The sequence below is a fragment of the Rhizobium sp. N731 genome, from assembly GCF_001664145.1.
Classification (GTDB): domain Bacteria; phylum Pseudomonadota; class Alphaproteobacteria; order Rhizobiales; family Rhizobiaceae; genus Rhizobium; species Rhizobium esperanzae.
Genome location: NZ_CP013606.1, coordinates 163,318 through 186,695, shown reverse-complemented (window position 1 = coordinate 186,695; position 23,378 = coordinate 163,318). Strand labels below are relative to the sequence as shown.

General features: G+C 61.3%; 22 protein-coding genes and 2 pseudogenes. 9 read left to right on the top strand and 15 right to left on the bottom strand.

The genetic code is table 11. From position 1 onward, the window contains the following. Position 1 precedes the first annotated feature (1 nt). Genes AMK02_RS28295 through AMK02_RS28285 form a run of 3 tightly spaced genes read left to right on the top strand, consistent with a single transcriptional unit; the run spans position 2 to position 2,645 of the window. Positions 2 to 865: a type II secretion system F family protein gene (locus AMK02_RS28295; protein WP_064808282.1), complete on the top strand. Its 864-nt coding sequence runs from the start codon at positions 2 to 4 to the stop codon at positions 863 to 865. Next, a complete protein-coding gene (locus AMK02_RS28290) occupies positions 862 to 1,767 on the top strand; it encodes a type II secretion system F family protein (protein ID WP_064808280.1) in 906 nt (301 codons plus the stop codon). Before AMK02_RS28295 ends, AMK02_RS28290 begins: the two co-directional genes overlap by 4 nt. A 2-nt stretch (positions 1,768 to 1,769) precedes the next feature. Further along, complete coding sequence (locus tag AMK02_RS28285; RefSeq protein WP_064808278.1) at positions 1,770 to 2,645, top strand: FHA domain-containing protein; 876 nt, start codon at positions 1,770 to 1,772, stop codon at positions 2,643 to 2,645. A gap of 260 nt (positions 2,646 to 2,905) precedes the next feature. Here AMK02_RS28285 and AMK02_RS28280 read toward each other — a convergent pair whose 3' ends face one another. Then, positions 2,906 to 3,148 (bottom strand): hypothetical protein, encoded by a 243-nt coding sequence (locus AMK02_RS28280; protein ID WP_064808276.1) that lies wholly within the window; start codon positions 3,146 to 3,148, stop codon positions 2,906 to 2,908. Positions 3,149 to 3,902: 754 nt separating this feature from the next. On the opposite strand from AMK02_RS28280, the gene AMK02_RS28275 reads away from it, so the two are divergent. Beyond that, positions 3,903 to 5,660: an adenylate/guanylate cyclase domain-containing protein gene (locus AMK02_RS28275; RefSeq protein ID WP_064808274.1), complete on the top strand. Its 1,758-nt coding sequence runs from the start codon at positions 3,903 to 3,905 to the stop codon at positions 5,658 to 5,660. A gap of 349 nt (positions 5,661 to 6,009) precedes the next feature. Here the strand turns inward: AMK02_RS28275 and AMK02_RS28270 are convergent, their stop codons facing one another. Then, positions 6,010 to 7,944 (bottom strand): adenylate/guanylate cyclase domain-containing protein, encoded by a 1,935-nt coding sequence (locus tag AMK02_RS28270; RefSeq protein WP_064808272.1) that lies wholly within the window; start codon positions 7,942 to 7,944, stop codon positions 6,010 to 6,012. A gap of 197 nt (positions 7,945 to 8,141) precedes the next feature. On the opposite strand from AMK02_RS28270, the gene AMK02_RS28265 reads away from it, so the two are divergent. Then, positions 8,142 to 8,912, top strand: coding sequence for an SDR family NAD(P)-dependent oxidoreductase (locus AMK02_RS28265; RefSeq protein ID WP_064808270.1), 771 nt, complete (start codon positions 8,142 to 8,144; stop codon positions 8,910 to 8,912). Positions 8,913 to 8,961: 49 nt separating this feature from the next. Here AMK02_RS28265 and AMK02_RS28260 read toward each other — a convergent pair whose 3' ends face one another. Further along, complete coding sequence (locus AMK02_RS28260; protein ID WP_064808268.1) at positions 8,962 to 9,846, bottom strand: NmrA family NAD(P)-binding protein; 885 nt, start codon at positions 9,844 to 9,846, stop codon at positions 8,962 to 8,964. Between the two features lie 195 nt (positions 9,847 to 10,041). On the opposite strand from AMK02_RS28260, the gene AMK02_RS31580 reads away from it, so the two are divergent. Continuing rightward, positions 10,042 to 10,452: a hypothetical protein gene (locus tag AMK02_RS31580; RefSeq protein WP_145924258.1), complete on the top strand. Its 411-nt coding sequence runs from the start codon at positions 10,042 to 10,044 to the stop codon at positions 10,450 to 10,452. 77 nt (positions 10,453 to 10,529) lie between these two features. Here the strand turns inward: AMK02_RS31580 and AMK02_RS28250 are convergent, their stop codons facing one another. The 7 genes and pseudogenes from AMK02_RS28250 to AMK02_RS28220 all read right to left on the bottom strand — a co-directional run bounded on the left by AMK02_RS28250 (position 10,530) and on the right by AMK02_RS28220 (position 14,216). Beyond that, complete coding sequence (locus AMK02_RS28250) at positions 10,530 to 11,012, bottom strand: GNAT family N-acetyltransferase (protein ID WP_064808266.1); 483 nt, start codon at positions 11,010 to 11,012, stop codon at positions 10,530 to 10,532. Between the two features lie 5 nt (positions 11,013 to 11,017). Beyond that, the gene (locus AMK02_RS28245; protein WP_064808264.1) at positions 11,018 to 11,296 is read right to left on the bottom strand and encodes a type II toxin-antitoxin system TacA family antitoxin; all 279 of its coding nucleotides are present in this window, start codon (positions 11,294 to 11,296) and stop codon (positions 11,018 to 11,020) included. A 150-nt stretch (positions 11,297 to 11,446) separates the two neighbouring features. Continuing rightward, positions 11,447 to 12,280 (bottom strand): aminoglycoside phosphotransferase family protein, encoded by an 834-nt coding sequence (locus tag AMK02_RS28240; RefSeq protein ID WP_064808262.1) that lies wholly within the window; start codon positions 12,278 to 12,280, stop codon positions 11,447 to 11,449. 44 nt (positions 12,281 to 12,324) lie between these two features. Beyond that, complete coding sequence (locus AMK02_RS28235) at positions 12,325 to 12,696, bottom strand: VOC family protein (protein ID WP_237358388.1); 372 nt, start codon at positions 12,694 to 12,696, stop codon at positions 12,325 to 12,327. A gap of 96 nt (positions 12,697 to 12,792) precedes the next feature. After that, positions 12,793 to 13,121: pseudogene (locus AMK02_RS28230) on the bottom strand (SRPBCC domain-containing protein). Further along, entirely contained in the window at positions 13,114 to 13,461 is a 348-nt protein-coding gene (locus tag AMK02_RS28225; RefSeq protein ID WP_064808260.1) for an ArsR/SmtB family transcription factor, read from the bottom strand. Before AMK02_RS28225 ends, AMK02_RS28230 begins: the two are co-directional and overlap by 8 nt. Before the next feature lie 245 nt (positions 13,462 to 13,706). Then, positions 13,707 to 14,216, bottom strand: a complete 510-nt coding sequence (locus tag AMK02_RS28220; protein ID WP_064808258.1) for a hypothetical protein — start codon at positions 14,214 to 14,216, stop codon at positions 13,707 to 13,709. A 693-nt stretch (positions 14,217 to 14,909) separates the two neighbouring features. Between AMK02_RS28220 and AMK02_RS30940 the strand changes: the two are divergent. Both AMK02_RS30940 and AMK02_RS31575 read left to right on the top strand, forming a co-directional pair. Beyond that, positions 14,910 to 15,083: pseudogene (locus AMK02_RS30940) on the top strand (tautomerase family protein). Between the two features lie 104 nt (positions 15,084 to 15,187). Further along, positions 15,188 to 15,370, top strand: a complete 183-nt coding sequence (locus tag AMK02_RS31575; protein ID WP_123876252.1) for a hypothetical protein — start codon at positions 15,188 to 15,190, stop codon at positions 15,368 to 15,370. Positions 15,371 to 15,627: 257 nt separating this feature from the next. On the opposite strand, the gene AMK02_RS28205 is transcribed toward AMK02_RS31575, so the two are convergent. Next, positions 15,628 to 16,446, bottom strand: coding sequence for an alpha/beta fold hydrolase (locus AMK02_RS28205; RefSeq protein ID WP_064808253.1), 819 nt, complete (start codon positions 16,444 to 16,446; stop codon positions 15,628 to 15,630). 177 nt (positions 16,447 to 16,623) lie between these two features. Here AMK02_RS28205 and AMK02_RS28200 point away from each other — a divergent pair, with 177 nt between their 5' ends. Beyond that, positions 16,624 to 17,547, top strand: coding sequence for a LysR family transcriptional regulator (locus AMK02_RS28200; protein WP_064808251.1), 924 nt, complete (start codon positions 16,624 to 16,626; stop codon positions 17,545 to 17,547). Between the two features lie 510 nt (positions 17,548 to 18,057). Here AMK02_RS28200 and AMK02_RS30930 read toward each other — a convergent pair. The 4 genes from AMK02_RS30930 to AMK02_RS28180 all read right to left on the bottom strand — a co-directional run bounded on the left by AMK02_RS30930 (position 18,058) and on the right by AMK02_RS28180 (position 23,370). Beyond that, positions 18,058 to 18,369, bottom strand: coding sequence for a DUF982 domain-containing protein (locus AMK02_RS30930; protein WP_082929731.1), 312 nt, complete (start codon positions 18,367 to 18,369; stop codon positions 18,058 to 18,060). A gap of 289 nt (positions 18,370 to 18,658) precedes the next feature. Continuing rightward, entirely contained in the window at positions 18,659 to 19,411 is a 753-nt protein-coding gene (locus AMK02_RS28195) for an NYN domain-containing protein (RefSeq protein WP_064808249.1), read from the bottom strand. A 330-nt stretch (positions 19,412 to 19,741) separates the two neighbouring features. Then, entirely contained in the window at positions 19,742 to 22,147 is a 2,406-nt protein-coding gene (locus AMK02_RS28185) for a protein kinase domain-containing protein (RefSeq protein WP_064808245.1), read from the bottom strand. Positions 22,148 to 22,188: 41 nt separating this feature from the next. Further along, positions 22,189 to 23,370 (bottom strand): serpin family protein, encoded by a 1,182-nt coding sequence (locus AMK02_RS28180; protein WP_064808825.1) that lies wholly within the window; start codon positions 23,368 to 23,370, stop codon positions 22,189 to 22,191. Between the last annotated feature and the right edge of the window lie 8 nt (positions 23,371 to 23,378).

Below are 23,378 nucleotides of genomic sequence, written 5' to 3'. Positions count from 1 at the left end.
CATGGACATCAGCATTCTGCAGATCCTGACGATCGCCCTCGGCGCGGTGACCGCGGGACTGCTCGTCTGGGGCGCGCCGGTGCAATGGCCGGCACCACTGCTGCGCGCCACCGAACGCGATATCGCGCTCGCCAGCGAAGCAGCCCAGGTGTTCGGCCGCGATGCGGTGCCGCCCTATACGATGATCCTTGCCTATGCCATCACCGCGATCGTGGTCTTTGCTCTGGTCTCGCTGATCTTCGGCCCGATCGTCGGCATCGTCGTCGCCATTCCCGTCGCCTTCTTCCTGCCCAAGGCGACGATCCGCTATTTCCTGCAGCGGCGCTGGCTGCAGATCGAATCGCAGCTCCCCTATGCCGTCGACCAGATCGTCTCGGCGGTGCGCACCGGCAAGCCGCTCGCCGTCGCCGTCAATGCGGTCGCCGATACCGGCCAGATGCCGTCCTCGCGCGAGTTCGAGCGCATCGCCCGCGAACAGAAGCTCGGCATCGGCCTGGTCGAGGCGCTCGACCGCCACGGCCGCACCGTGCCGAGCCTGCATTTCAAGATGGTCGATGCCGCCCTCGGCCTGTTTGCCCGCCAGGGCGGCGACATATCCGAGCCGCTGACGGAAATGTCGAAATCCTTCAAGGAGATCTGGAAGCTCGACCAGAAGATCAGCACCTCGTCCTCGCAGGCGCGGATGAACTTCCGCGTCGTCAATGGCGGCGCGCTGTTCATGATCCTGATGATCTTCTTCGGCCAACCTGAGCTGATCGACAAGGTGTTCGGCAACGCCATCGGCATCGTCATCGCGATCGTCGGCGCCATTCTCTATGCCACCGGTTTCTTCTGGATGCGCTCGATGATGAAGGTGTCGGTATGATGTCGCAAATCCCCCTCGCCCCGATCATCATCGTCCTTGCCGGCATCACCGCGGCGCTCATCGTCTGGTGGATCGGCGACCTGCTCGGCAGCGTCCAGGTCGTGCGGCGAAAGGCCGGCGGCGACGGGCCGCCGCCGAATATCGTCGACAGCATCCGCATGCGCACGCCTGTCGAATTCGTGCTGAGGCACTTCGAGCCGCTTCTCGCCGATTTCGGCGCGCAGCTCGAAAAGAAGCTGATCTATGGCGGCCGGCCGTTCGGCGGCGTGACGGGGCGTGAATATATCGCCCTTCTCATCGTCTTGAGCCTCTTCGGCTTCATCCTGCTCGGCGTGCTGTTCGGCATCGCGAGCGGCAGCATCATCGGCGGGCTGGTCGCCGGCCTGATCCTTGGCTTCATCCCCGCCATTTATTTCTGGGTCGTTGCCGACGACAAGATGCAGGACCGCAAGGAACGCATCTCGCGCGAATTTCCCTATTTCCTCGATCTCGTGGTCATGACGCAGCAGGCGCAGGCGACGCTGCCGGAAAGCCTCAGGCTTTATGCCGAGGCCGCCCCGGGCACCGTGATGAGCGAGGAGATCGAGCAGACACTGAAGGACGTGGCGCTCGGCACCGGCATGATCGAGGCGCTGCAGCGCCTGGAGGCGCGCATGACGGCCGAGGAGGTGGTGCGGGTCATCCGCGCCGTCATCCAGGGCGAGGTCGAGGGCAGCAACCGCGTCGAGCTGTTGCGCGAACATGCGCGCGACCTGCGCTTCCGCCGCTGGGAAAAGGCCGACAGGGCCAGTGAAAAGCTGAAGGCCAAGATCGTCATGCCGGCGATGATGATCGTCGTGTCGATCCTGCTTCTGGTGCTGGCGCCGGCAATCGTCGAGATGATGTCGAGTGGGATGTTCTGATCATGGTCTTTTCCTTCTTTCGCGGCAACAAACCCAGCCTTCTGCAGACCGGTCCCGGCGGTCAGAGCCGCAGCCATGTGCTCGACCGGGCGGAAATGTCAATCGGCCGGGCAGCCAATGCCGATATCGTCGTCGACGATCCGTTCCTGGCGCCGATCCACGCGCGCATCGAAAAGCAGAGCGACGGCGGCTTCATCATCCGCCGCATGGGGCTGAACCCGATCATGCTGCGCGGCGAGGCGCTGCTGCAGACGGCTTCGCTGAAAGCCGGCGACAGTTTCCGCCTCGGCAAGGATGTCGAGTTCCAGTTTGTGGAGAAGGCGCCGGCCAAGGAGGCGCCGAAGAAGGAGACTGTCAAGGCAGACGACGGCAAACCGAAAAAGCCGCTCTTCAAGCAGCCAGCCTTCCTCGCCGGCATGGGCCTCGTCTACCTCGCCGTCGTCGGGATCATCGGATATGTGATCCTCTCCGGCGGCGGCAGCACGGAGGCCGGCCCGACAGCGGAGCGCATCAACGCGGAAGCGGCCCGCATCCCGACATGCATCAAGAACGCCAGGCGCCTGCGCCAGGTCTCCGAGCAGACTTTCAACGGCGCCGTCGGCGGCCGCGTCGGCCGCGATGGCGATGTCACCTATGCCGCGCTTTCGCTGGCGACCGAACCCGCCGACGATGCGGCGCTGGCGAAGGCGGCAGAGCCGATCGTCGAGGCCTACAAGCGCACGGCGCTCGCAGCCCTTGCCTCGGAAAACCGCGGCAACAACACGCTGGCGCAGAGCCTCTATCAGCAGACCTACGATCTCGTTCCCGACGTCAACTGCTCGGCCGCGCGTTTCGCGCTGCAGCGCCGCGCCGCCACCAAGCCGCCGGCGCGGCGGTGAGCGCCGATTCGAAACTCTTCAAAACGGCTCGGAGGGTCGACCGGCCAGCGCGCGTCGTAGTCACGCCTACGGCCAAGCCGGCCGGTCGATCAGCGGCCCGCAGCTTCGGTGACAAATCTGCGGAACCCCTGAATGCCGGAGACACCTTGAGTATGCCCTCGCCACGCTTTTCGCCTGACGAAAATCTGCTCCGGCAGAGTTAGCCATCCAATGGTTTGACTTTGCTACGTTTGTCCGGCGCGATGCCGCCCGGATTAACCTCATTTGTTGCCGGGCCCGGTCGAACCGCAGTCGTTGCAGTTGGTGTTGTCCGGGTTGCCCTTGTTTGTTGAGGTGTCCTTGGTGCCGTTGCTGCTTCCTGCGTTGTCGTTCGGTGGCAGGTTGCCGCTTTCGCCCATGGTTGTGGTCTCGTCCCGTGAATTGCTGCTGGCAGCAAACGTCGACTGAAGCCCACCGAGCAGAAGTGCGAGGGCGGTGAAAACCGAAAGCGTAAGTCTCGACATGGTACATGCTCCTTGATCGGGGTTCACTAACATCAGGCATGCGCCAGAGCGTTCCTTTTGGAGATGTGCTGGCTCCCCTCCGGCGTTGGTCGCCAACGGACTACGACTCCTCGCCCCGCCTCGCGGCGGGAGCTGAATCGGATGTTAGGATTCTCCTCATTGGAGGTCGGCTATCGGCTTCGACGCGCGATACTCAAACCATCTGACACGTGAGATTGTTCGCCCATAGCAAAAACCTCCATTTTCGACTGATCTCTGCAGTCGGAGGAGGATTTATGCCTTCCCATAAGATAAAAAGACTATAATCAGAGCGGCGACAGATCAACTTACTAATTGTGTGATTTTCTTAGTTAATTCGGGCTAAGATGTGAGTAGACTTGCACGCCCGGGGATCGGACTCTGTTATTCATAATGAAGAGGAAGTGCCGCGCGTTCTCATCGGAGGCCTGATGTTGGCACACCCACGTCCTTCGAGGCCCCTGCGGGGCACCTCAGCCACGCCAGTGGGTTCCAAATTCCGAAACGGACCTTCCTTCTAATAAGGCCGTTCTTTCCATGGGGCGGCAACAGACCTTTGCGTTGACCGCTTCGCGGCTCCTGTTCCGTTGGAGGGCGGCACCCTTGTGAAGCGTCGCCATATGACCGTCTCAGTGGTATCATGAACCGGCACGGTCGCGGTGTCGGGCAGCCGGATGGTGCATGTCGCGTCAATCGCCTGGGCTTCAATCGGCGCATCTCCTGAGGGGAGACAGCCATGGCAACCGCAAGAGCAGAGCGGCGGCTGGCCGCGATCCTGGCCGCTGACGTCGTCGGCTATTCCCGCCTTGTCGAACATGACGAGACTGGGACGTTGTCGGCCCTCAAGGTTCTGCGCCGGGAGGTGATCGATCCGCTGCTGGCCGAGCATCAGGGCCGTATCGTCAAGCTGATGGGCGACGGTGCGCTCGTGGAGTTCGGCTCGGTCGTCGATGCCGTCGCGTGCGCGGTCGCCATCCAGAAGGGGGTTGCCGAGAACCAGGCCGATATCCCGACGGAGCGACGCATCGTCTTCCGGATCGGCGTCAATCTGGGTGATGTGATCCACGAGCTCGATGGGGATCTCTACGGCGATGGCGTCAACATCGCGGCCCGCCTCCAGACCTTGGCGGATCCGGGCGGCATTTGCATTTCCGGCACGGCCTACGATCACCTCCCGGGCAAGCTTGACTGTGACTACGAATACCTCGGCGAGCGCGCGCTGAAGAATATGGAAAGGCCGGTGCGACTGTACCGCCCCCTTCAGGAAAGGACGGCCGCAGGAACGGCATCGTTGAGGTCTGCACTTCCGGAGCGGCCATCCATTGCCGTGCTGCCGTTCAACGCCCTGAGCGCCGAACCGGAGCAGGACTTCTTCAGCGATGGGCTGACCGAGGACATCACCACCGCGCTATCCAAGCTCAAGGGCTTCTTCGTGATCGCCCGCAACACGATGTTCACCTACAAGGGAAAGCCCGTGGATGTGCGCGCCATCGGGCACGAACTCGGGGTCCGCTATGTTCTCGAGGGGAGTGTCCGCAAGTCCGGCAACCGGATGAGGGTGACCGCGCAGCTCATCGATGCGGCCTCCGACGTCCATCTCTGGGCCGAGAGGTACGACGGCGACCTCGGCGACATCTTCGCCATTCAGGACGAAATTACCGCAAGCGTCGTCGGCCGCATCGGGCCGGAACTTCTGGCGGCGGAGCATGCTCGCGAAAGCCCCAAGCCGCATCATGGCCTTGATGCCTGGGAATGTGTCGTGCGGGCAGTGTTCCTGTGTTCCCAACTGTCTGAGGAGAGCAGCAGGAAGATGCTCCCGCTGCTCGATAGGGCAATCGAACTGGCCCCCGGCTATGCCCAGGCGCTCGCCATGAAAGGTTGGATTACCTTGTGGCGCGCGTTCCAGGGGTGGGAGGACATGGGATATGCCTTGGCCCTTGCCAGGGATGTCGTCCAACAAGCCATGGCCGCGGACGATAAGGAACCGTGGACTTACCTTGCGCAGGCGATGATAGCCTTTGCGACGCGCGACAATGTCCTGGCGGTGGCAGCGATCAGCCAGGCTGTCGCGATCAACCCCAACTCCGCGTTTGCACACGGCCAGTTGGGACTTGCGCATGCCAACGGGGGCCGCGCGGCGGACGCCATTCCTTGCATCGACTACGCCCTCAGACTGAGCCCTCGCGAGGCTTTTCTCGGCGACTTTCAGTTTTACTACGCCATGGCTCATTTCCAGGGCGCGAATTACGAACTTGGATTGCGTTACGCACGGGAGGCGCATCGATTGCGGTCCGGCCATGCGGTTCCGCTGATCATTGGCACTGCGTGTGCCGGACTTCTCGACAACCGGGAGGCTGCCACGGACTTGCTCGGACGGCTTAAATCGCTAGTTCCTGATATCTCACGGGACGCGGTCGGAGCAACATCTTCTTTCGTCCGCGCCGAGGATCGGGCGCGTCTGATCGAAGGACTTACCCGTGCCGGCCTGAATTGACGGGTTGGATTGACCTTGAGAACCGATGGTGGCGTTTGCTACCGAATGCCGCAACGCTGCTTCTTGCATGGATCAACGCCTGAGCGCCCGCCTCGCCCTTCGAGACCGCTGCGGGACATGCATGGGTGCTCCTCCTTGCAACGCGGGCTCAAGGCCCAATCAACCGTTCGAACGAAGACATGGCGACGGAGATGCTCGCTGAGGTACGAGTTCAAAACCCAAGGATGACACGCATCCCCGTCGCGCAACCCACTATACAGCAACGGCAACGTACAAGGATGAGGCTCTCTTGGAGGGCCGCGCATGCCGGCGCCGGGGCGATCGGCGGCGCGCGCGTTGCACGGCTGTTTTACGGTTGCCCGGGAGGCTTCGCCTTCGCCGCGTCGCATTCCGGCAGTCGTACAGGTTTGACGAGATTCGCCAGCGCCTCGGGCTTGGCGCATACCGGGAAGCCGGCGAGCGGCATTGTCTCTATGAACCGATTGCGCTCCACCGTGCTGAGGCCGGGTTCGTTGATCATGCTCTCGACGGTCACGTCAGGGTGCTGCTTGAGAGTTTCCAGAGCTGAAGCATGCGCCTCATCGGTTCGACCCAGGGCCGCAAGCGAGCTGCTGCGGATCACCCAAGTCCACCTTTGGTAGTTGTTGGCCGTCATGCGCTCCAGCATCGTCACCGCGTCCTCATACCGCCCCGCCATGAAATAGGCAGGGGCGAAGAAGTTGGACGCCCACATCGGATAGTTCGGGTCGAGCCGCATGACCTTGTCGACCATTTGAGCACCGCGTTCCGGATCGTTGAAGCGTGCGGCATAGCCGCTGTAAAAAGTCAGTATTTCGGACGAACCGGGAGCCAGGCGAAGGGCCGTGTCGAATTCGGACTTGGCGCGACCCATGTCGCCCCTGCTGGCAAGGCTCATGGCAAACACCACGTGGGCCTCAGCATCGCGCGGATCAAGCCGGACCGCGCGTTCGGCCACATCGGCGCCCGCCTTGCGGTTGCCCTCGGGATCGACTCCGAACACTCTCATCAGATCATGAGCGTGGTAAAGTTCTACCCAGGCCCGCGCCAGCCCCGGGTCCAACTCCACGGCCCGGTTGAGAAAGGCGATGGCCTCCTCGTCATCGGCTTTGGTGATCTTTTCGATCTTCTCCGACCCGAGCAGATAATAATCGTAGGCATTCAGGTTTTCGGGCCGTTTGCGTTTGGCTGCGGCCCGCCCGGCCTCCTGAATCAGTCCCACGCCGCCGCCGAGGCGGTTGGCGACCTGCTCTGCGATTTCGGTCTGAACGGCGAATACGTCCTCAGCCGGCCGGTCCCAATTCTCCGACCAAAGATGGCGCCCGGTTTTTGCATCGATCAACTGCGCTGTGATCCGGACCCGGCCACTCTGCCGCTGGATCGAGCCTTCCAGGACAAAGCCGACATGGAGCGCAGTTGCGACCTGGCGGGCATCCACCGGCTTTCCTTTATAAACTTCCGTCGAATTGCGCGCCACCACCTCGAATTCGGGAAACCGTGCGAGGTCGGTGATGACGTCCTCAGTCAGGCCGTCGGCCAGACGCCCGCTCGCCTCGTCGCCCCCATAATCTTCGAAGGGCAGCACCGCTACCGACGGCTTGCCGCTCAAAGGTTCCGGCTGGAGGAACCACCAGGCGGCCCCGCCACCTGCCAGAGCCAGAACGACGATCGCCGCTGCAGTTGTCCAGATCCAGCGCGGCATCATTGCGAGAAGCGGGCGGCGGCGTGCCCGTTTGCCGTCGAGCCTCAGCCGATACATCCGCACCGGGCGGCTGATGTTCTTGACCTGCCGCTCGCCGGCGAAATCGAGCGGCCAGTCGAGTTTGCCCTGCAGATGATCGTATGCCGTGCCCGACACTACCACGCCTCCCGGCTCGGCCAAATGCTCCAGCCGCGCGGCGACATTCACCCCGTCCCCATAAACATCGCCATCCACCAAGGCCACATCGCCCAGATTGATCCCGACGCGGAACATGATGCGTTCGGGCTCCGGCAGGGCGGCATTGCGCGCCGCCACGGCATTCTGAAACACCGCGGCGCAGGCAACTGCATCAACCACGCTGTCGAAGGCGACAAGCGCGCCGTCGCCCATCAGCTTGATGATGGTGCCATGGCGCTCAGAGATAGTGGGATTGATCAGCTCGGCGCGGATGGCCTTCAGCCGCCTGATGGTGCCGGCCTCATCGGCCTCCATCGCCTTGGAGTAGCCAACCATATCCGCCGCGAGGATCGCGAGCAGCTTTCGGTCAAGCGCGGGGGTGCCCATCATCGTTGCCTTGCATGAACATGCAATCGTCTCCGCAGTCTACACCCATCGAAGCGCCGCAACTAGCACACAGCCAGCGCGGCATGTCTGCTTGGGGTGCTTCTGCGTCCCACGGCGACACCCCTCAGCACGCGCACAAAATCTGGCATCCGCTCGCCGACCCTGCCATAATTGGGTTTCCCAAGGGAGGCACCACGATGCAGAGGAATGCGCCGGACTTCGGCCTTGAGGGCAAGGTGACTTTGGTAACAGGCGCGAGCCGTGGTATCGGCCGAGCTTGTGCGCTTGCCTGTGCGGCGGCAGGTTCCGATGTTGTCCTGGGGGTCCGCAATGTCGCAGCGTCGGCGGATCTGGTTGCCGAGCTCGAGGGCGCGGGACGAAAAGCCCTCGCGGTTGAACTGGACATTCCCAACAAAGCCCATATCGCGCAGGCTGTCGACGCAGCCCTGACGACATTTGGTCGGATCGACGTCCTCGTCAACAATGTCGGCGTGGCTCCAGGCAATCTCGCCGAACTCGTCGAGGAGAAGGACCTCGACGAGATCCTCGATGTCAACATCAAAGGCACCTTCCTGATGACGCAGGCCGTCGGGCGTCAGATGATCAAGCGCAATGGCGGCCGGATCATCAGCATCAGCTCACAGGCCGGCACCGTGGCGCTGCGCGGCGAGGCCATCTATTGCATGAGCAAGGCGGCCATCAATCACCTGACACGCTGCCTTGCAGCCGAATGGGCACGCTATAATGTCACCGTCAACACCGTATCGCCGACTTTCATCCACACGGATGGCACGGCACCCTTTCTATCCGACCCCGCCAATCGCCAAGCGACGCTCGATCACATTCCCCTCGGCCGGATCGGTGAAACCGATGACGTGGTGGGCGCCGTCGTCTTCCTGGCATCGCCGGCTGCGAGCCTGATCACCGGCGCGAACCTGCTGGTGGATGGTGGCTGGTCCGTCGCGTGAGGCCGAGGCGCCTGCCCACCGGCACAAGTATGCAGCCTTCTTGGCGGTCTCACTTTTTCGTCGACCGGGGTGCGTCACGACGCTCGCGAACGAGCCCATCTATGTAGGTCTGGAGCGAGATCGATCCGCGAATTGAGTCCTCGGGATATTCGGGGCCGTCGGCGGTGAGAGCCGTCATCCTTGCATATGAGTGAGCCGCCGCGTCGGAGAAACCCGAACTGCGGTATGCGTCTTCCCAGGTTTCGCGCGGAATCACCTCGACGCGTACGGCCCGGCCGAGGGCGGCGGCGAAGGCTACGGCAACGTCATTGGGAGAGTATCGTTTCGGACCTTCGACGGAGTGTGTGCCGATCCGGTCGATCGGCTCCCGCAGGAGCTGTGCAGCCACCCTTCCCAGATCCTCCGGCGCCACCATCGGGAGCTTCAAATCGGCCGGGAGCATGGTCGACAGCACCCCGTCCTTCGTGACGGGCCCCACCATCATATCCCAGTTGCTGTAGTAATAGGCTGCGCGGATGACACTGGCAGGAATGGGCTGGCCTCTCAGGCCCGTCTCCAGTTCGTAAAGGACATTGAGATCGCCGCATTGCTCGCCGGGCTGCGCGCCCATGGTTGATTGCGCCACCACCTTCTCCAGTCTCGAGCCTTCGATCGCCTCGAGCAGGCAACGCACGGTCTCCCGCTCCTCCCGATCCGTATCGCTCGAGATGTCAGCGTTCGGGTTCAGCAGGAAGGCCCGCTTCCCGCGGCGGAACACCGTCCGCAGCGAGGCCACGTCGTGGACGTCGGCGAGCGCAATCTCTGCGCCCCGCCGTCGCCATGCGCCCGCCCTCTCGGCGTTTCGTGTGACGATGGTGACGGCTTCGCCCTCAGCGAGCAGCGCCTTCGCCACGGCGGAGCCGACGCGCCCCGTCCCTCCAACAATGATGTACATCGGCCATGCCTCCCGCAATCATGCCGAGCACAACACTTCGCCCCTGCCAAAGGTTCCCTTGCCGTCGCCCGCACAGTTCACCGATGCGGAGTGCCTGCAGCTCGTCAGCGGGACTTGGCCCCTGCGGCTCAATGCCTCACGCGATTGACGCTTTTATGGGCCGTGATACGCATACTCATCAGCAACAGGACACCCATGATGCGAACTTCGGCTGCAGCAATTTCCGCTCTCCTTCTTCCAATACTGGCGAGCTGCACGACCACCTCGGGTGGCATCGTCACCGAGAACAAGAGCCTTACTGCAGTCAGCGCCGAGCGGACACGACTGGGGCAGGCCTGGCACCTCAAAACCGATTGCTCACCATCAAGCCGTCCGAACGTTCGAACGGTTTCTCCGCCAGCTCATGGGAAACTCGAAATCGTACCGGAAGATGTACTCGCGAATTCGAAGAAGTTTTCCAAATGCGCTGGGGTGAAAACCGCCGGCATGGTTGTTTACTACACGTCTGCAGCCGGATATGTCGGCCCTGATAAAACAACGTTCAGGGAGTCCTATGGAGATGGCGTCGTTCGCGACGTGACTTTCGACGTCAACGTCGTCAAGTAGACCGCGTGGGGGCGGCGGCGCGTTAGAAACGCCTATTCGCAATATTCATTGCATCGGGCATTTTTTTTGGGAATCAATCAAGCCTGCCGTGCTTTCAACGATAACACCAAGGTCATAGGGTTTGCCGGCGACGCGACGAACCCGTAATGCTCGTAAAAGGCCTTGGCTTCGTCGGAGATTGCGTGAACCAGAAGGCCACGAATGCCCATGATATGGGCCGCCTGTCCGGTGCGCAAAACGGCGTCTTGCAACAGCGCAGCTCCAATGCCTTTTCCCTGCCAGTTCAGATCGATAGCAAGACGGCCGAGCACTGCCATAGGAACGGGGTCGGGCATATTGCGCCGGACAGCTCCCGGCGCGTCCGCGACCGCGAGCGCCCCCGATGACAGGCAATAGTAACCGATGACACGCTCGCCCTCGCAGACCACGTAGGTTCGCGACGCGCCGCTGACCTGATTGGCCCGCGCCCGGCGGCGCAGCCATTCATCGAGACCATCGTGCCCGCTGTCGAATAGCTGGAGATCGTGCGCTTCTCCGAGAAGCGCCGGAGGTGACAACATCACCGCTACCAGGGTTTGGGAGCATTCATCAGCCGCTCAAAACCTTCCCCGCTGGGCGGCTGGTCGAGGACGGCCAGATAGTGTTCATAGCTATCGGGATCGACTTGCACCAATGTCTGATCGAGAAGCGCGTCTTCGGCGGCGCGGCGCGCGGCGTCGATCATGAAATCCGAGCGGGTTTTCCCGTGAGCCTTGGCTGCACGGTCGATCAGGCCGCGAATGTCGTCACGAACCTTCAAATTGACGGCGTGTTTGTGGGTATCGGTCGCGTTTTTGCTGGCCATGGTCTTTTCCTTCGAGATCAGCCTATACCACAGGCGCATACACAACGTGTATCTATTTCTTGCCGCACAGCGGTTCGACTGATCGCTGGTTCTCTACACCGTAGGCGGTGTGCCGCCTTTCAGACTGTTGCCTTGCTCGCGCAGTCTGATCTAGATGCTATGACGACCCACCGGTCGCCGCACCAATTCCCCTGCGTGTTCTTCCATCCAGGCCACTTCGAGCGCTCCCTCATCAAGGACGCCACGGCGTTCCAGTTCCATTTCCCATGCAGAGCCGGATGCAGCGAGATTGCACATATGTTGCTGCATCTGCCGAACCCTTTCGATGGCTGCCCGCATGATCTCAATCTCCGGCTCTATCCCGTAAGCGTCTAGGAACAGCTGGAAGCGCCGTGCTTTCTCGCGGATGCCTTTCGGCAAACCATGCGCTTCGCATTTGTCGTCTCGCCAAAAGGGCACCCAGCGCCACGCAATGAAGCCAAGGTCCCAAGAGCGCGGTCCTGGTGCTGCTGCATCCCAATCGATAAACGCCACAGGGAGCCCAGCTCGGAAGACGGTATTCCACGGTGACAGATCATTGTGACAGATGGTTTCGACGGGTTCCCGCGGTTCAAGGCGCCAGTTGCGCTCATTCCAGGCGAAGCTTGCTGCAGCATCGTGGTAAGATCGCAGCAATTTCCCCAATTCGACAAGGGCTCGGTCGCTCCAGACGTAGTCAGGAAGCCGGACATCGAAGCGGCCCTGTCGATCAGGGATGAAGCCCTGGCCCAAGCCAACGTCACCTTCGATGTAAGTGAGACATTCGCGTCCCTGATCATCGAAGCCGAGCGCACGCGGAGCCCCTTCGAATCCTTGCCGTTCAATGTGGCGAAGCAGGTCGAGAACGGCAGAAGACCATGCGCGGCCATCCCGCCGAACAGTGCCGCCGACCCGGACAACATTCGAATCTGCGCCGCCTGCGAGAGGAATTTCCGGTTCGCCCATGCCCAAGCTTAGGCACGGGCAAACCAGAGGGTCAAGCCGCGGCGCTATCTTCGCTGCGTATCGAACGGCCGAGAGGGCGGCTCCGCAAGGGTGATGCGATTGCCGTCGGGGTCCGCGATCTGGGCAATCCTTCCGTAGTCGCCCTCGGATTCACCTGTGAGCGTCACGCCAATCTCTTCGAGCGCTCTGCGGGCTTCATCCATTTTCGGCACCACAATGGTCAGCCTGCCGAACCCGGCATTCTCTTTGTCGAGGAAGATTTGGATGTTCGCTCCGGCGACGTTGCGCCATTGGATCAACGCCTCCATGGGACGATCATCAGGCCCCCGGTCGAACAGCCGAGTGTAAAACTTCTCCGCTTTATCCATGTCTGCCGTTGCGAGCGCGGCGTAGATTCCCTGGATCAGCATTGCCATGACTCCCCTTTCTTACCGCCTCCACGGTAATGAAACAGGACGAGTTGCGTTCCAAACCAGCGTGGATGGCGGCAAAGGCGGTCTGAGGGCCGTCCGCTATCCGATCAGGCCGGGAAGCAATTCGTCGAGCTGCTCCAACTGCTCCGGCAATGCGACAGCCGAGCCCTGCAGCGCTTCCTCAAGCGCCTCCTTGGACGGATATACTTGCCGCCGGTGCGGACGTCCATATCGCACGATACGAGCGAAATGCCGGGTGCTGATTTCGGCACCCACCAGCGCTGGAACAGCTCGGGCTGGCTCCACGCCCTGTAAACCGTGCTCGGCGGCGCATCGAATGTCCTGGTTATCACGAGTTCGCGATCCCCTCTGCGCTCGACCGACGTGCGGATCTGCGCGCCACCTGCCCTCTGAACCTGCTCAGTCATCGCTTCCCTCCTGTTTCAATTCGCTGATGATTTCGTCCAATGCTTCGAAGCGGGCCTCGAAGAGCCTGCGATGCGCCTCGATCCACTCGGCCTCCGCCTTGAGGCCGCGTTTCCCAAGCCTGCAGGTTCTCACCCGTCCGACCTTCTGCGTGACGACAAGCCCCGCCCGCTCGAGAACCTGGACGTGCTTCTTCATACCGGTCAGCGTCATCTGGAACTGATCCGCGAGACTGGTGATCGACGCCTCCCCTCGCCCAAGCTGATCGATGATCCCGCGGCGGGTCGCATCTGACAGCGCCGCGAACGAGAGATCGAGGGGAGGAATTTCATACTGAACCATATGGTTCAGTGTATAACCTGCTCGCGCAGCAAGCGCAAGTATCCCGAACTGCTGTGGACTGGTTCATTCGAGGTCATGCACCGCGGTGGCAGCAAAAAGACGTCTGGGCGCGAGCCGACAGCTGCCGAATGAGCTCGGCAGCTTCGCGCCCTCATTGCAGCCACGACGACACGCCGTTTGTCGCTCCGAAAGCTGGCGGTGGGAACGGAGGGAGATGCCGCCGATCAGCGTTCAGGCGGAGGACGTCAGGTGAGTTGAGCGAGGATATCGTCGACGACACCGGTAACGCTACCCGCGGTGTTGATATTGATACCGACTGGAAGATATTCCCGGGTCTTATGGTAACGGAGCACCAGAGCCCGCTCGGCCGGCTCGAAGCCCGGCTCATCGGGCCGCCCATCCAATCGTCGGTTCAAAGTCTCGACGTCGATGTCGAGCACGAAAACCTTATCGAACAGGTGCAGGAATTTGTGGAAATTGCGCGAGCCGCCACAGAAGAAGGTAACAGGGTGGGTGGTGTCGGCAGCAATGGCCCGGACCTTTTCGGCAGGCCAGATCCAATGCGCGTATCCCCAGACAAGGCGATCGGCGCCTTCGGGTGGTCCCGCGAGTGCCTGACCTGTCTCGGGGTCGCCCACATATGCCAGGACGCGGTCACCGTGGACAACATGGTAGCCCCGCCGCTCCAGTTCGGAAGCGACAGACGTTTTTCCGGTGCCCGAGCTGCCTTCGATCAAATAGTTCCTGATGCCCATGAGCGCTTTTATCACGGCATTTAATCCGGTGAGAAGGGTCGCGACCTGCCGGCGCTCCCAAAACGAATTCGGCGATCGTCCGCAGCCCGACACAATTCTGCGGCCGGATACGTCGGTCGTGACAAAGCAACTTCTAGGGAGCCCTTTGGAGACCGCGCGGGGGCGGCGCATTAGGCTCGTCGTTCAAACCTAGCGAGACGCTCTCTCGCCGAACAAAAGTCCAATCACAAGAAGACATCCGAAAGACAGAAGATAACCTGTCCACGCGATGGCGGCTGCCTTGCGCAATGAGCGAAACTCGTCGGCGACGTGGTATCTGTCGAAACGGCTGCGCCTGCGTGCTTGCCGTTCCCGCCAGCTGAGGCCGCGGTCTTCTGGCTTATCTACCAGACAGCCGGTCTTAATGAGCACCTTGATTATCACCCAAAGAATGACGGCGAAGCTCACGAGACAGGCACCGAAGCAGGTCCCAACTATTAACTTCAAGACCATCGGTTGACCGTCCACTCAGCTCACCCCATGCATCTAAGCAGGTACGTCCTCAGGATCAGCCATTAGAATAAACCTGTCAATTTCGCTCGCGGATGTTGCGCCTTTAGACGTGAGCTAAATCGACTGTCTTAAAGCTCGAGGCTAACAGCGATGTCGGCCACGGCCTGAGGGCGTCAGCCAAAGCGTTCCACCACGAAATCGATCACCGTCCGCAACATTGGCCGCACCGATGAGCAGAAGCGCGCCTTCGTGCGCGAAGCGACGGAGGCCGCTGTCGACACCTTGGCCTGCCCACCGGAATGCTGGAAATCCTGATTATGGAGATCGCCAAGGATTCCTGGGGCGGTCGGCGGCAAGCTCAAATCGGAGGGCTGAGAGGCGGCCCGGAGCGTGGATCCACTCGGCGGCGGCGCCTTTCTTGCATCCGCTGGCTGAGCCTGTCCTAAGCGGGCTTTCCGTTGCCGAAGGAGACGGCGGCTTTGCGCCGTTATTTCAGCCGTTCAGACACTTTTGTCAGTGTCCCAAAAGCTGCCGTCGAGCTGAGCGCCATAAAACTCAAAGACGACAGCAACGCCGGCCTGAAGTTACCTAACGGCCGGAAGCCGAAAAACAAGCCTATATGGGCATTTCGGAAGCTGGTGCTGCTTCCGACATTAAACTGACTGACACCCCCCGCTCTTAATTCCTAGATGTCGAAGCCGAGACGCCGAGCCATTTCGGCCGGTGGAGTAAGCGGCCACGCAACGAAAAATTTAAGCGTGACAAATTGCATCTTTCACCACGCACCAAGCAATTGCCACTGTCGGAAGCACCCTCCGGGAACGCTCCACATACCAGCACCAACAGGTGTCACCCGGCACTGCCGGGTGATAGATCGTCCGGCCGACGTTGGATGAAGGCCGCGGTCCGGTCGATGTCGTCAAGACCTGATGAACGAGAGCAGGTCGGGGTTGAGGACATCTGCATGTGTGGTCAGCATGCCATGGGGGTAGCCCGGATAGGTCTTCAGCGACCCTTTCTTGAGCAGGTCGACCGCACGCGGCACGGAGCTTGCGAAGGGGACGACTTGATCGGCCTCGCCATGCATCACCAGCACCGGCACGGTGATCTTCTTGAGGTCTTCGGTATAATCTTCCAGCCAAGAGTCGACAGTCGCGTGGTGAGCCAGGGCACCACCGGCCATGCCCTGGCGCCACCAGTTCGCAATGATCGCCTCCGAAGGCTCGGCCCCGTCGAGGTTGTAACCGTAGAACGGGCTCTCAGGGACGAACCGGAAGAACTGCGACCGGTTGCCCAGCACGCCCGCGCGGATCGCTTCGAACCACTCCGGCGGCTGACCGGACGGGTTTTCCTCGCTCCGGTACATGTTCGGCGTCAGGGAAGCAACCAGTACCGCCTTCGCGACGCGCTCCGGGTGGCGGGCGACATAGCGAGCCACCTCACCGCCACCTGTGGAGTGGCCGATGTGGATCGCGTCGCGCAGGTTGAGGTGCTCGGTCAGGGCCGCGAGGTCGGCAACCCAGTGGTCCATGTCGTTGCCGGTGCCGGGCTGGTCGGACCGGCCGTGGCCGCGCCGGTCGTGGGCGATCACCCGGTAGCCGTGGCGAAGGAAGAAGGTCATCTGGGCGTCCCAGTCGTCCGCCGACAGCGGCCAGCCGTGGCTGAAAACGATCGGCTGGCCTGAGCCCCAGTCCTTGTAGAAGATGTTTACGCCGTCCGTGGTAGTGATTGTAGGCATCGTATCGCTCCATCTGCCCTGTTAAACATTCCTTTTGGACACAATTGATTGCGAAATACCTCCGGTGAGGCGCGTTCGATCATATCCTAAAGTTGCGACGTTGACTAAATCCCCTCTTTATCAAAGACAAATACCTTGTACGTTCGAGCTATGCCTTGAATGTATAGCGAGGACCCGATGGAACTGAGGCATTTGCGCTATTTTGTTGCTGTTGCGGAGGAGGGAAGCTTACTGACCGCAGCCGAGCGGCGGCTACACACTTCCCAGCCCTCACTCAGCAGGCAAATTCGTGATCTGGAAACCGAAATCGGTGTAAAACTGCTGGAACGGCAGCCGCGGGGCGTGACGCTCACCGCCGCTGGTAAAGTGTTTCTTGATCACGCGCGGTTGGCGTTATTGCAAGTCGAGGCGGCTGCGGAAGGGGCCCGGCGGGCAGAACGGCCGGAAAAGCAGTCGTTCGTTATCGGCTTTCTCGCAGGACAAGAGGTCGTGTGGTTACCCCATGCATTGCGCATAATTCGTGAGGAAGCGCCGGAGGTTGAAATCATATTGTCCAGTCAGTCTTCCCCGGACCTTGCTCTGGCACTGATGCGAGGCAAGCTGGACGTCGCTTTCCTTCGCCCCGAGACGCAGAGTGTTGGTGTGTCCTTCAAGTTTTTAGCCAAGGAGCCACTGATCGCCGTACTGCCGGCGGACCATCGCTTGACGTCGCGCAAAAAGATCCAGCCGCAGGACCTTGCCCGCGAAACTTACGTCAGTTCGGCTAGAATTTCTCCTGTATTGCAATCCGTGATCCAAGATTACGCGTCGAAAGTTGGGATCACACTCAAGGCAGAGTACGAAGGTGACGGCCTACCATCCGCAATGTCGCTCGTCGTGTCTACAGGTGGAATAACGCTTATTCCGCTATATGCGCAAAATATGCTGACGCCAAATGTCGTTGCTAGAGCACTTGAGGGTGTGCCTCCGACAATTGATCTCACCTTAGGATACAACGATTCAAATTCCTCACCTTTGCTCCGCCGATTTTTGTCTCGTTCTGATGAATTAGTCGCCAACGTACAAAATCAGAGCATCATCCGCTATGCTGAAGTTCCATAGTAGAGATAACGCTCATGCGATTCCTGCTTGTTGGCGTGCTCCCGAATTTTGTTCAGCATTCTCGAATTTCGGGTATCGACCCATCTCGACTTTTCCGATCAAGGAGCGCGAGGCAAAAGTGGGCGGCAGGCTTCACCACCATCAGAGGTCGACACAATTCAAGGGCTGTGACAGCAGTCTTGTGGGCAGGAGGTAATTGTTTGCAAAGAGTGCGCGCGGGACTTCGACAAATAGTATATCCGCAGCTTTTGCGCGTAGCGGAAGGCATTATCGACTGACTTGCCGGGTGCTCGGACGGAGCGGAAAGCAGCGGCACCGGCATTTGTCATGCGCGTCTGCTTTGGGCCGATTCCGGACGCCGGCACATGACGCTCGTGTCCATTTTGGTTTTCTGCGATCCGCAGCAGACGGTCTGCTCCCGGCCCCAAATTGGTCATTCCTTCATCCAAGCCCAAAGACTGCCGCTAACGCAAACGCGACGCCGAGGGCGGAAAACCTTGCAATAAAAAACTATGTTCGCATTGCTGGAGGAAGGTCCGGCCGCCGCCCTCCCATTCCCTGTGGAACCAGCGATAGAGTACGGATACCCGCCTCATCGGCCGCACGCAGAAGTACTTCGCGGAATTGTTCCGGGGCAATTTTTCCGGTGATGGCGTCGACGCAGGCTTTGACGGCAGCCATATATTCCTCGCCGTCATCGCAAGGCCAGTCGTTCATCAGAAGGCGCGCCGCGTCGCCCAATGTCCACACGATCTTGCGAGATTTCGGACCTCGCAAAGCAAACCCGACAGGCGTGAATGCTGATGATGTATTCCAGCACATTATCCCCGACCCCTCAACGCACGGATACTTCAGTCCCCATGTTCAATGTACGCGCGTATTTGGAAATTTGGAATTGAAATTTGTCGTGAGACACGGCTTGAACGCGAATTTGAATGAAAGTTCGCCGTAATTCGGCGCTTACGCTGACGAGGCCGCCGCCGGAGCAGAGGGAGCGCCAATCCATATCATATTGAAACGCAAAACCCCTCGGACATATTCTGATCTTTCGGCTGAACCTGCGAGCGCTTTTGGGGATCTGAGATCCAATCTCGCGTTATCTGCCGATGCGCTAGGTTGCCGGCTTCACGCTGCTTTTTGTTGGCGCAGCTTTCAGGCGGATGCGAAACGGACGGCCTTCGGCATGATCTACCTCGAAGGCGTTCGTCTTCTTGACCAGATCGCCCAACTTCTTGAATCCGAACGTCCGTGGATCGAAGTCAGAGGCCAAATTGGCAAGTTGCTTTCCAACCACGCCAAGCGAGATCCATCCATCCTCAGACTCCATCTGCGCGATTGCTCTTTTGATGATCGGTGTTGCGGCGCTAGGCGGCCGTAATGATGACACAGCCTGTGCGGCGTCCGCTCCGTTCGACACGACTGAAGGCGTCAGATTTTCCGTGTAGATAAACCGACGGCATGCCTGGCGGAAACTCTCCGGGGTCTTCTGTTCCCCGAAGCCGAAGACATCGATCCCTTGTTCCCGGATGCGTGAGGCGAGCCGCGTGAAATCGCTATCGGATGACACCAGGCAGAAGCCGTCGAAACGGCCGCTGTGGAGCAAGTCCATCGCATCGATAACAAGCGTGATGTCGGACGCGTTCTTGCCCGTGGTGTAGGCAAACTGTTGTTGAGGGATGATCGCGTGTCTTGCGAGGACGTCGATCCATGCCTTCGAGCGCGCATTGGCGAAGTCGCCATAGATGCGCCGCACGCTCGCTTCGCCGATCTTGGCTATCTCCTCGAACAGGCCGTCAACGATCTTCGCGGAGGCATTGTCGGCATCGATTAGAACAGCAAGACGTGGCGAGCGTGGTTCAGGCATGTCGAAGCTCCGTGATGGTTGATAGACCCAGATTCAAGCAGGCTAACTCTGTAGTTCCTTCAACCAAGCGGTTGGATCGCGTATCGTCTATAGCGAATGGAAGCAGCTTAAGGGGCTCATGAATGGTGTGCCGCGTGGCCCCCTCATCCGCCCTACGGGCCACCGACCGGGGTTGAGCCACGGGTCTCAACCCGTCCTTCGGACCCCCGCTGGGGAGAAGAGGGAGCAAGCCCGCTGACACTTCCCGAACGAGACGCGCCATCCTGGAAACATCCCACTCAGTCGTCAGCGGCACACCAATCTCCCTTTTCATTTTCCAGGTCGCCGCCCTCACCTCAACTCGGCGCTCACCCGAAAAATCCCGCCGGCCGAAGCATCCGAGCAGACGACGAAGGTGGAGCCTTCCTGGGCCATGAAGGCGACATTGCCGCCGGCTTCGCAGGGGGTGGCGCTCCATTGCAGGATGATGTCGCCGTTGTCGGGCAGTTTTTCCGTCGTCAGCTTGACGGCGCTGGCCATCCATTCGGTCGCCGACGGCAGGTGAATGGGGGCGTTCAGCTGTTTCGACAGCCAGGCGGTATAGTTTTGCGCCTCCGCGAGCGGCACGTCGTCGGCCGGCTGCTCGGGATTGCCGGCATAGGCCTGGGCGGAGGCCGGGTCTGCGTTGGCGGTGTAATACTCTGCCATTTCAGCGCGGGTCACCGCCTTTGCCTGCATGCAGAAGGACTTTTCGACCTTCACGGCGCCATTGGCGACGCCGAGCATGCCGCCGAGCTCCTTGAGCGACGAGGTCATCAGCCGGACATTGTCAAGCGAATAGCTGCCGGCCGGGATGGTCTCGAAAGCGACATTCGGTGCAACCGGGCAGAAGCCGCGCGCTGACAGCGCTTCGAGATCGGCGAGGATCGGCTGGTAGGCCGCGACGGCGAGCTTGTAGGCCTCGGCGGTATAGCGGCCGTCGGCCTCGGTGAGCTTCGGCGCGAGCGCGGCCAGCGTCGGATCGGCGGGGCCGGCGCGTGTCGTCAGCGAGGCGTGGAGATCGGTGACTTTCTCTTTCAGCGCCGTCGCCTCGTCCTTGGCCGCCATCACATCCGATATCAGCGCGGCGAAGAGCTTGGCGGCGTCGCCATAGCCCGAGGTCGCGGCCGGCAGCTGCCACTGCTCGGCCTTGGCCTTGGCCTCGGTCATGAAGCCGGTCGCCTTGGCGACGTCGGGGCTGTCGCCGGCGCCGATGCGGGTGACGGTTTCGCGTTTTGCCGTGGCGTCCTTTTCGGCTGCCGTCAGCGCGGTCAGCGCCTTGGCGAGATCGTCGTAAGCCGTTTTGGCGGCCTCGTAATTATCGACCGCGCCATGCATCTGCTGGGCGGCGGCGCTGTCGGCGGCGGCCTTCATCTTGCTGTCGGCCTCGGTAAAACTCGGGGCCTTGTCGCCGCCGGCGGCGGCAGCGGCCGATTTGGCCTTTTCGGCATTTTCTTTCGAGATGGCGATGAGTGACTTGCCGAGGCTGATGGCGGCCTTCTGGTAACCGGGAAGCGCCTTTTTATAGTCCTCGTCCTTGAGGGCGGCATTGGCCTCGGTCAGTGCGCCGGCGCCGGCATCATAGGAGAGCTTCGCCTCGTCGCCCGAGGGGCGTTCCGGCGCCTTGGCGGCGATGGCTTTGTCCCTGCGGCTCTCGGCCTCCTTCTTCCAGGTGCCGACATCGGCGACGAGCTTGGGATCGGGGCGCAGCAGCTTCGGGATGGTGACGACGCCGACGCCGATGCAGATCAGGAGCAGCGCACCGATCATCGAGAAATGCGCAAGCGTCCATTTCTTCCGCTTCGGGGTTTCCGGCTGTTGCGGCATGCCGCCGCGCGGATCCCAGGCCATCGGCTGGATGCCCGTGGTCACACGGCTGAATTCGCCGAGCGCATCGGCGCCCATGCGCGGCCGCTGGGCCGGGTCGCGGCTCAGCATTCTCTCGACCAGGCTGGCCAGCCCCTCGGGAAAACCGGGGATCAGCACGTCGAGGCGCGGGAAGATGTTGGAGGGATCGAGATGGATGTTCTTCCAGCTCTGCTCGCGCTGGTGTTCGTCCTCCCAGACCATGACGCTGTCGAAGACGCTGGCATAGGTCTGCCGCGGCAGGAAGAGCTTGTAGGCGATCATGCCCATTGCATAGATATCGAGCGCGGCCGAAGCCGAGAAGGTGCCGCTGGCGTAGATCTCCGGCGCGCCGAATTCCGGCGCATAGGGCGGGATGATGTGCTCGCCGATCCTGGAGATCAGGTGCAGGTTGCCGATCCGGACCGAGAGGCCGGAATAATCCTCCGACACATAGATGCACTGGTCGGTCAGGGCATTGTGGGCGTAACCCGCCCCGTGCAGCGTCGCCAGCCCTTCGAGGATGTGGCGGCCGATCTCGATGGCGCGGTCATAGGCCACCATCTCGGTTTCCTCGAGATATTGGTGTAGCGTCTTCGACGGCCGCTTCTCGACGATGTAGAAATTGTCGTCTTCCGGCGACGGCGGGATGAGGTCCTCGATTTCGACGAAACGCCGCGCCGTCAGCGATTTGGCCTCGTTGACCGAGGTCCAGACCCGCTCGAAGCGGGCCTTGTCCAGTTTCAGCGCCACGTCAGGCGCGACGATGAAGACCGAACGATCCATCCGCTTGTCCTGAGCCGGATAGACGATGAACTCGTTCTCGTAGACCGGCTCGCCGATCGTGTAGCGGGCGATCAGATCACTTCTCATGCACGTGTCCCCCTGGCATTTTGTCTTCATCAAAGCGCATGTCATTCACCCGCCAGAAGCGGATCGCCGATCAGGCCGGCGGCGAGAAACAGGCCGGTCTTCGTGTCCCGCAGCGCAAAGGCGAAACGGGCATCCGCGCTCACCCGCACCAGTTTCGGATCGATGCTGCGCTCGGTGACCACAGCGGTTGCCGCCGCCGCTTCCGTGCCGTTCTCATCGACCTTGATCATCGTCTTCTGCAGAACGCGCGACAAGCTGATGTTTTCCGTGGTGAACCCGGGAAAAGCCGCATCGCTCGCCTTTTCGGGCGAAAGCCCCATCGCGTGGAGTGTCGGCATCAAATCACGCCCGTCATTGAGGGAAAAGCGGGGCAGGAAGATTTCGCCCTTGGCGGGTTCGAATTTCTCGCCCTGAAGCCAGGAGGCAAGGGTTTTGAGATCGGCGCCGCCGACGCCTTTTTCCGAGCGCGCCGCGATCACCACCATGCGATAGGTTTCGCCTGCATAGGCGAGGTCGACGGCGGCGAAACGATCGTCGACGCGGAATTTCTGGCCATCGCCGGCAAGATGCATCATCGGCACCGAGACCGTCGAGCCGTCCGGCCGCCGGAACGGCGCCGCCGGGCTCTGAGCCTCGAAGGCGGTTTTCCAGCGGGCCTTGAAGGAGAGCGCCCCGAGGCTGATGAAGCCGCCGCCGGGCGGGGTTTCCAGGATCGCCGGGATGGCGTCGCGAGTCGCCTGCCTGACCCAGCCGTTGATGTGCTCGACGGATTGGGGTTGGTCGAGATCCTCGATCGACGGCTTGATGCGGTGCTCGGCCAGCATAGAGAGAGCATCGGGAACGAGCGCCAGCTTGTCGTCGAAGACGATCGCAACGCCTGAGGCCAGCGGCGCATCCGCCGCCGGCGGCATCTTCGGGTTCATCTCGTCGAGCACCTTCTCCGGCCCCTTGACCGCATCGCCGAAGCCCAGCCCCTTGGCGATCGCCGCCTTGCCCGCATCCGAGGCGCCGAGGCCTGCGAGGCCGAGAGCGGCGGCAAGGCTTGCCGGCGACACCATGATGTTGGCCGCCCCTTCCTTCGCCAGCGTGCGGTCGATCAGGTCGACGGCAAGCCCGGCCTGGGCGGCAAGGACCGCGCTGGTGTCAGTGGCGTCGCCCGCATGGGCGGGCGCCAGCGCCATCAAGGAAGCGGCGAGGCCCGCCAGCAGAATGGATTTCGACATCATTCGCT

Coding starts and splice junctions, on each gene's coding strand:
- AMK02_RS28200 (WP_064808251.1), top strand. CDS start 16,624: ATGGAACTGAGGCATTTGCGCTATTTTGTTGCTGTTGCGGAGGAGGGA.
- AMK02_RS28195 (WP_064808249.1), bottom strand. CDS start 19,411: ATGCCTGAACCACGCTCGCCACGTCTTGCTGTTCTAATCGATGCCGAC.
- AMK02_RS28290 (WP_064808280.1), top strand. CDS start 862: ATGATGTCGCAAATCCCCCTCGCCCCGATCATCATCGTCCTTGCCGGC.
- AMK02_RS28280 (WP_064808276.1), bottom strand. CDS start 3,148: ATGTCGAGACTTACGCTTTCGGTTTTCACCGCCCTCGCACTTCTGCTC.
- AMK02_RS28205 (WP_064808253.1), bottom strand. CDS start 16,446: ATGCCTACAATCACTACCACGGACGGCGTAAACATCTTCTACAAGGAC.
- AMK02_RS30930 (WP_082929731.1), bottom strand. CDS start 18,369: ATGTGCTGGAATACATCATCAGCATTCACGCCTGTCGGGTTTGCTTTG.
- AMK02_RS28260 (WP_064808268.1), bottom strand. CDS start 9,846: ATGTACATCATTGTTGGAGGGACGGGGCGCGTCGGCTCCGCCGTGGCG.
- AMK02_RS28275 (WP_064808274.1), top strand. CDS start 3,903: ATGGCAACCGCAAGAGCAGAGCGGCGGCTGGCCGCGATCCTGGCCGCT.
- AMK02_RS28180 (WP_064808825.1), bottom strand. CDS start 23,370: ATGTCGAAATCCATTCTGCTGGCGGGCCTCGCCGCTTCCTTGATGGCG.
- AMK02_RS31580 (WP_145924258.1), top strand. CDS start 10,042: ATGATGCGAACTTCGGCTGCAGCAATTTCCGCTCTCCTTCTTCCAATA.
- AMK02_RS28265 (WP_064808270.1), top strand. CDS start 8,142: ATGCAGAGGAATGCGCCGGACTTCGGCCTTGAGGGCAAGGTGACTTTG.
- AMK02_RS28220 (WP_064808258.1), bottom strand. CDS start 14,216: ATGGGCATCAGGAACTATTTGATCGAAGGCAGCTCGGGCACCGGAAAA.
- AMK02_RS28225 (WP_064808260.1), bottom strand. CDS start 13,461: ATGGTTCAGTATGAAATTCCTCCCCTCGATCTCTCGTTCGCGGCGCTG.
- AMK02_RS28270 (WP_064808272.1), bottom strand. CDS start 7,944: ATGGGCACCCCCGCGCTTGACCGAAAGCTGCTCGCGATCCTCGCGGCG.
- AMK02_RS28295 (WP_064808282.1), top strand. CDS start 2: ATGGACATCAGCATTCTGCAGATCCTGACGATCGCCCTCGGCGCGGTG.
- AMK02_RS28285 (WP_064808278.1), top strand. CDS start 1,770: ATGGTCTTTTCCTTCTTTCGCGGCAACAAACCCAGCCTTCTGCAGACC.
- AMK02_RS28240 (WP_064808262.1), bottom strand. CDS start 12,280: ATGGGCGAACCGGAAATTCCTCTCGCAGGCGGCGCAGATTCGAATGTT.
- AMK02_RS28245 (WP_064808264.1), bottom strand. CDS start 11,296: ATGGCCAGCAAAAACGCGACCGATACCCACAAACACGCCGTCAATTTG.
- AMK02_RS28235 (WP_237358388.1), bottom strand. CDS start 12,696: ATGGCAATGCTGATCCAGGGAATCTACGCCGCGCTCGCAACGGCAGAC.
- AMK02_RS28250 (WP_064808266.1), bottom strand. CDS start 11,012: ATGTTGTCACCTCCGGCGCTTCTCGGAGAAGCGCACGATCTCCAGCTA.
- AMK02_RS28185 (WP_064808245.1), bottom strand. CDS start 22,147: ATGAGAAGTGATCTGATCGCCCGCTACACGATCGGCGAGCCGGTCTAC.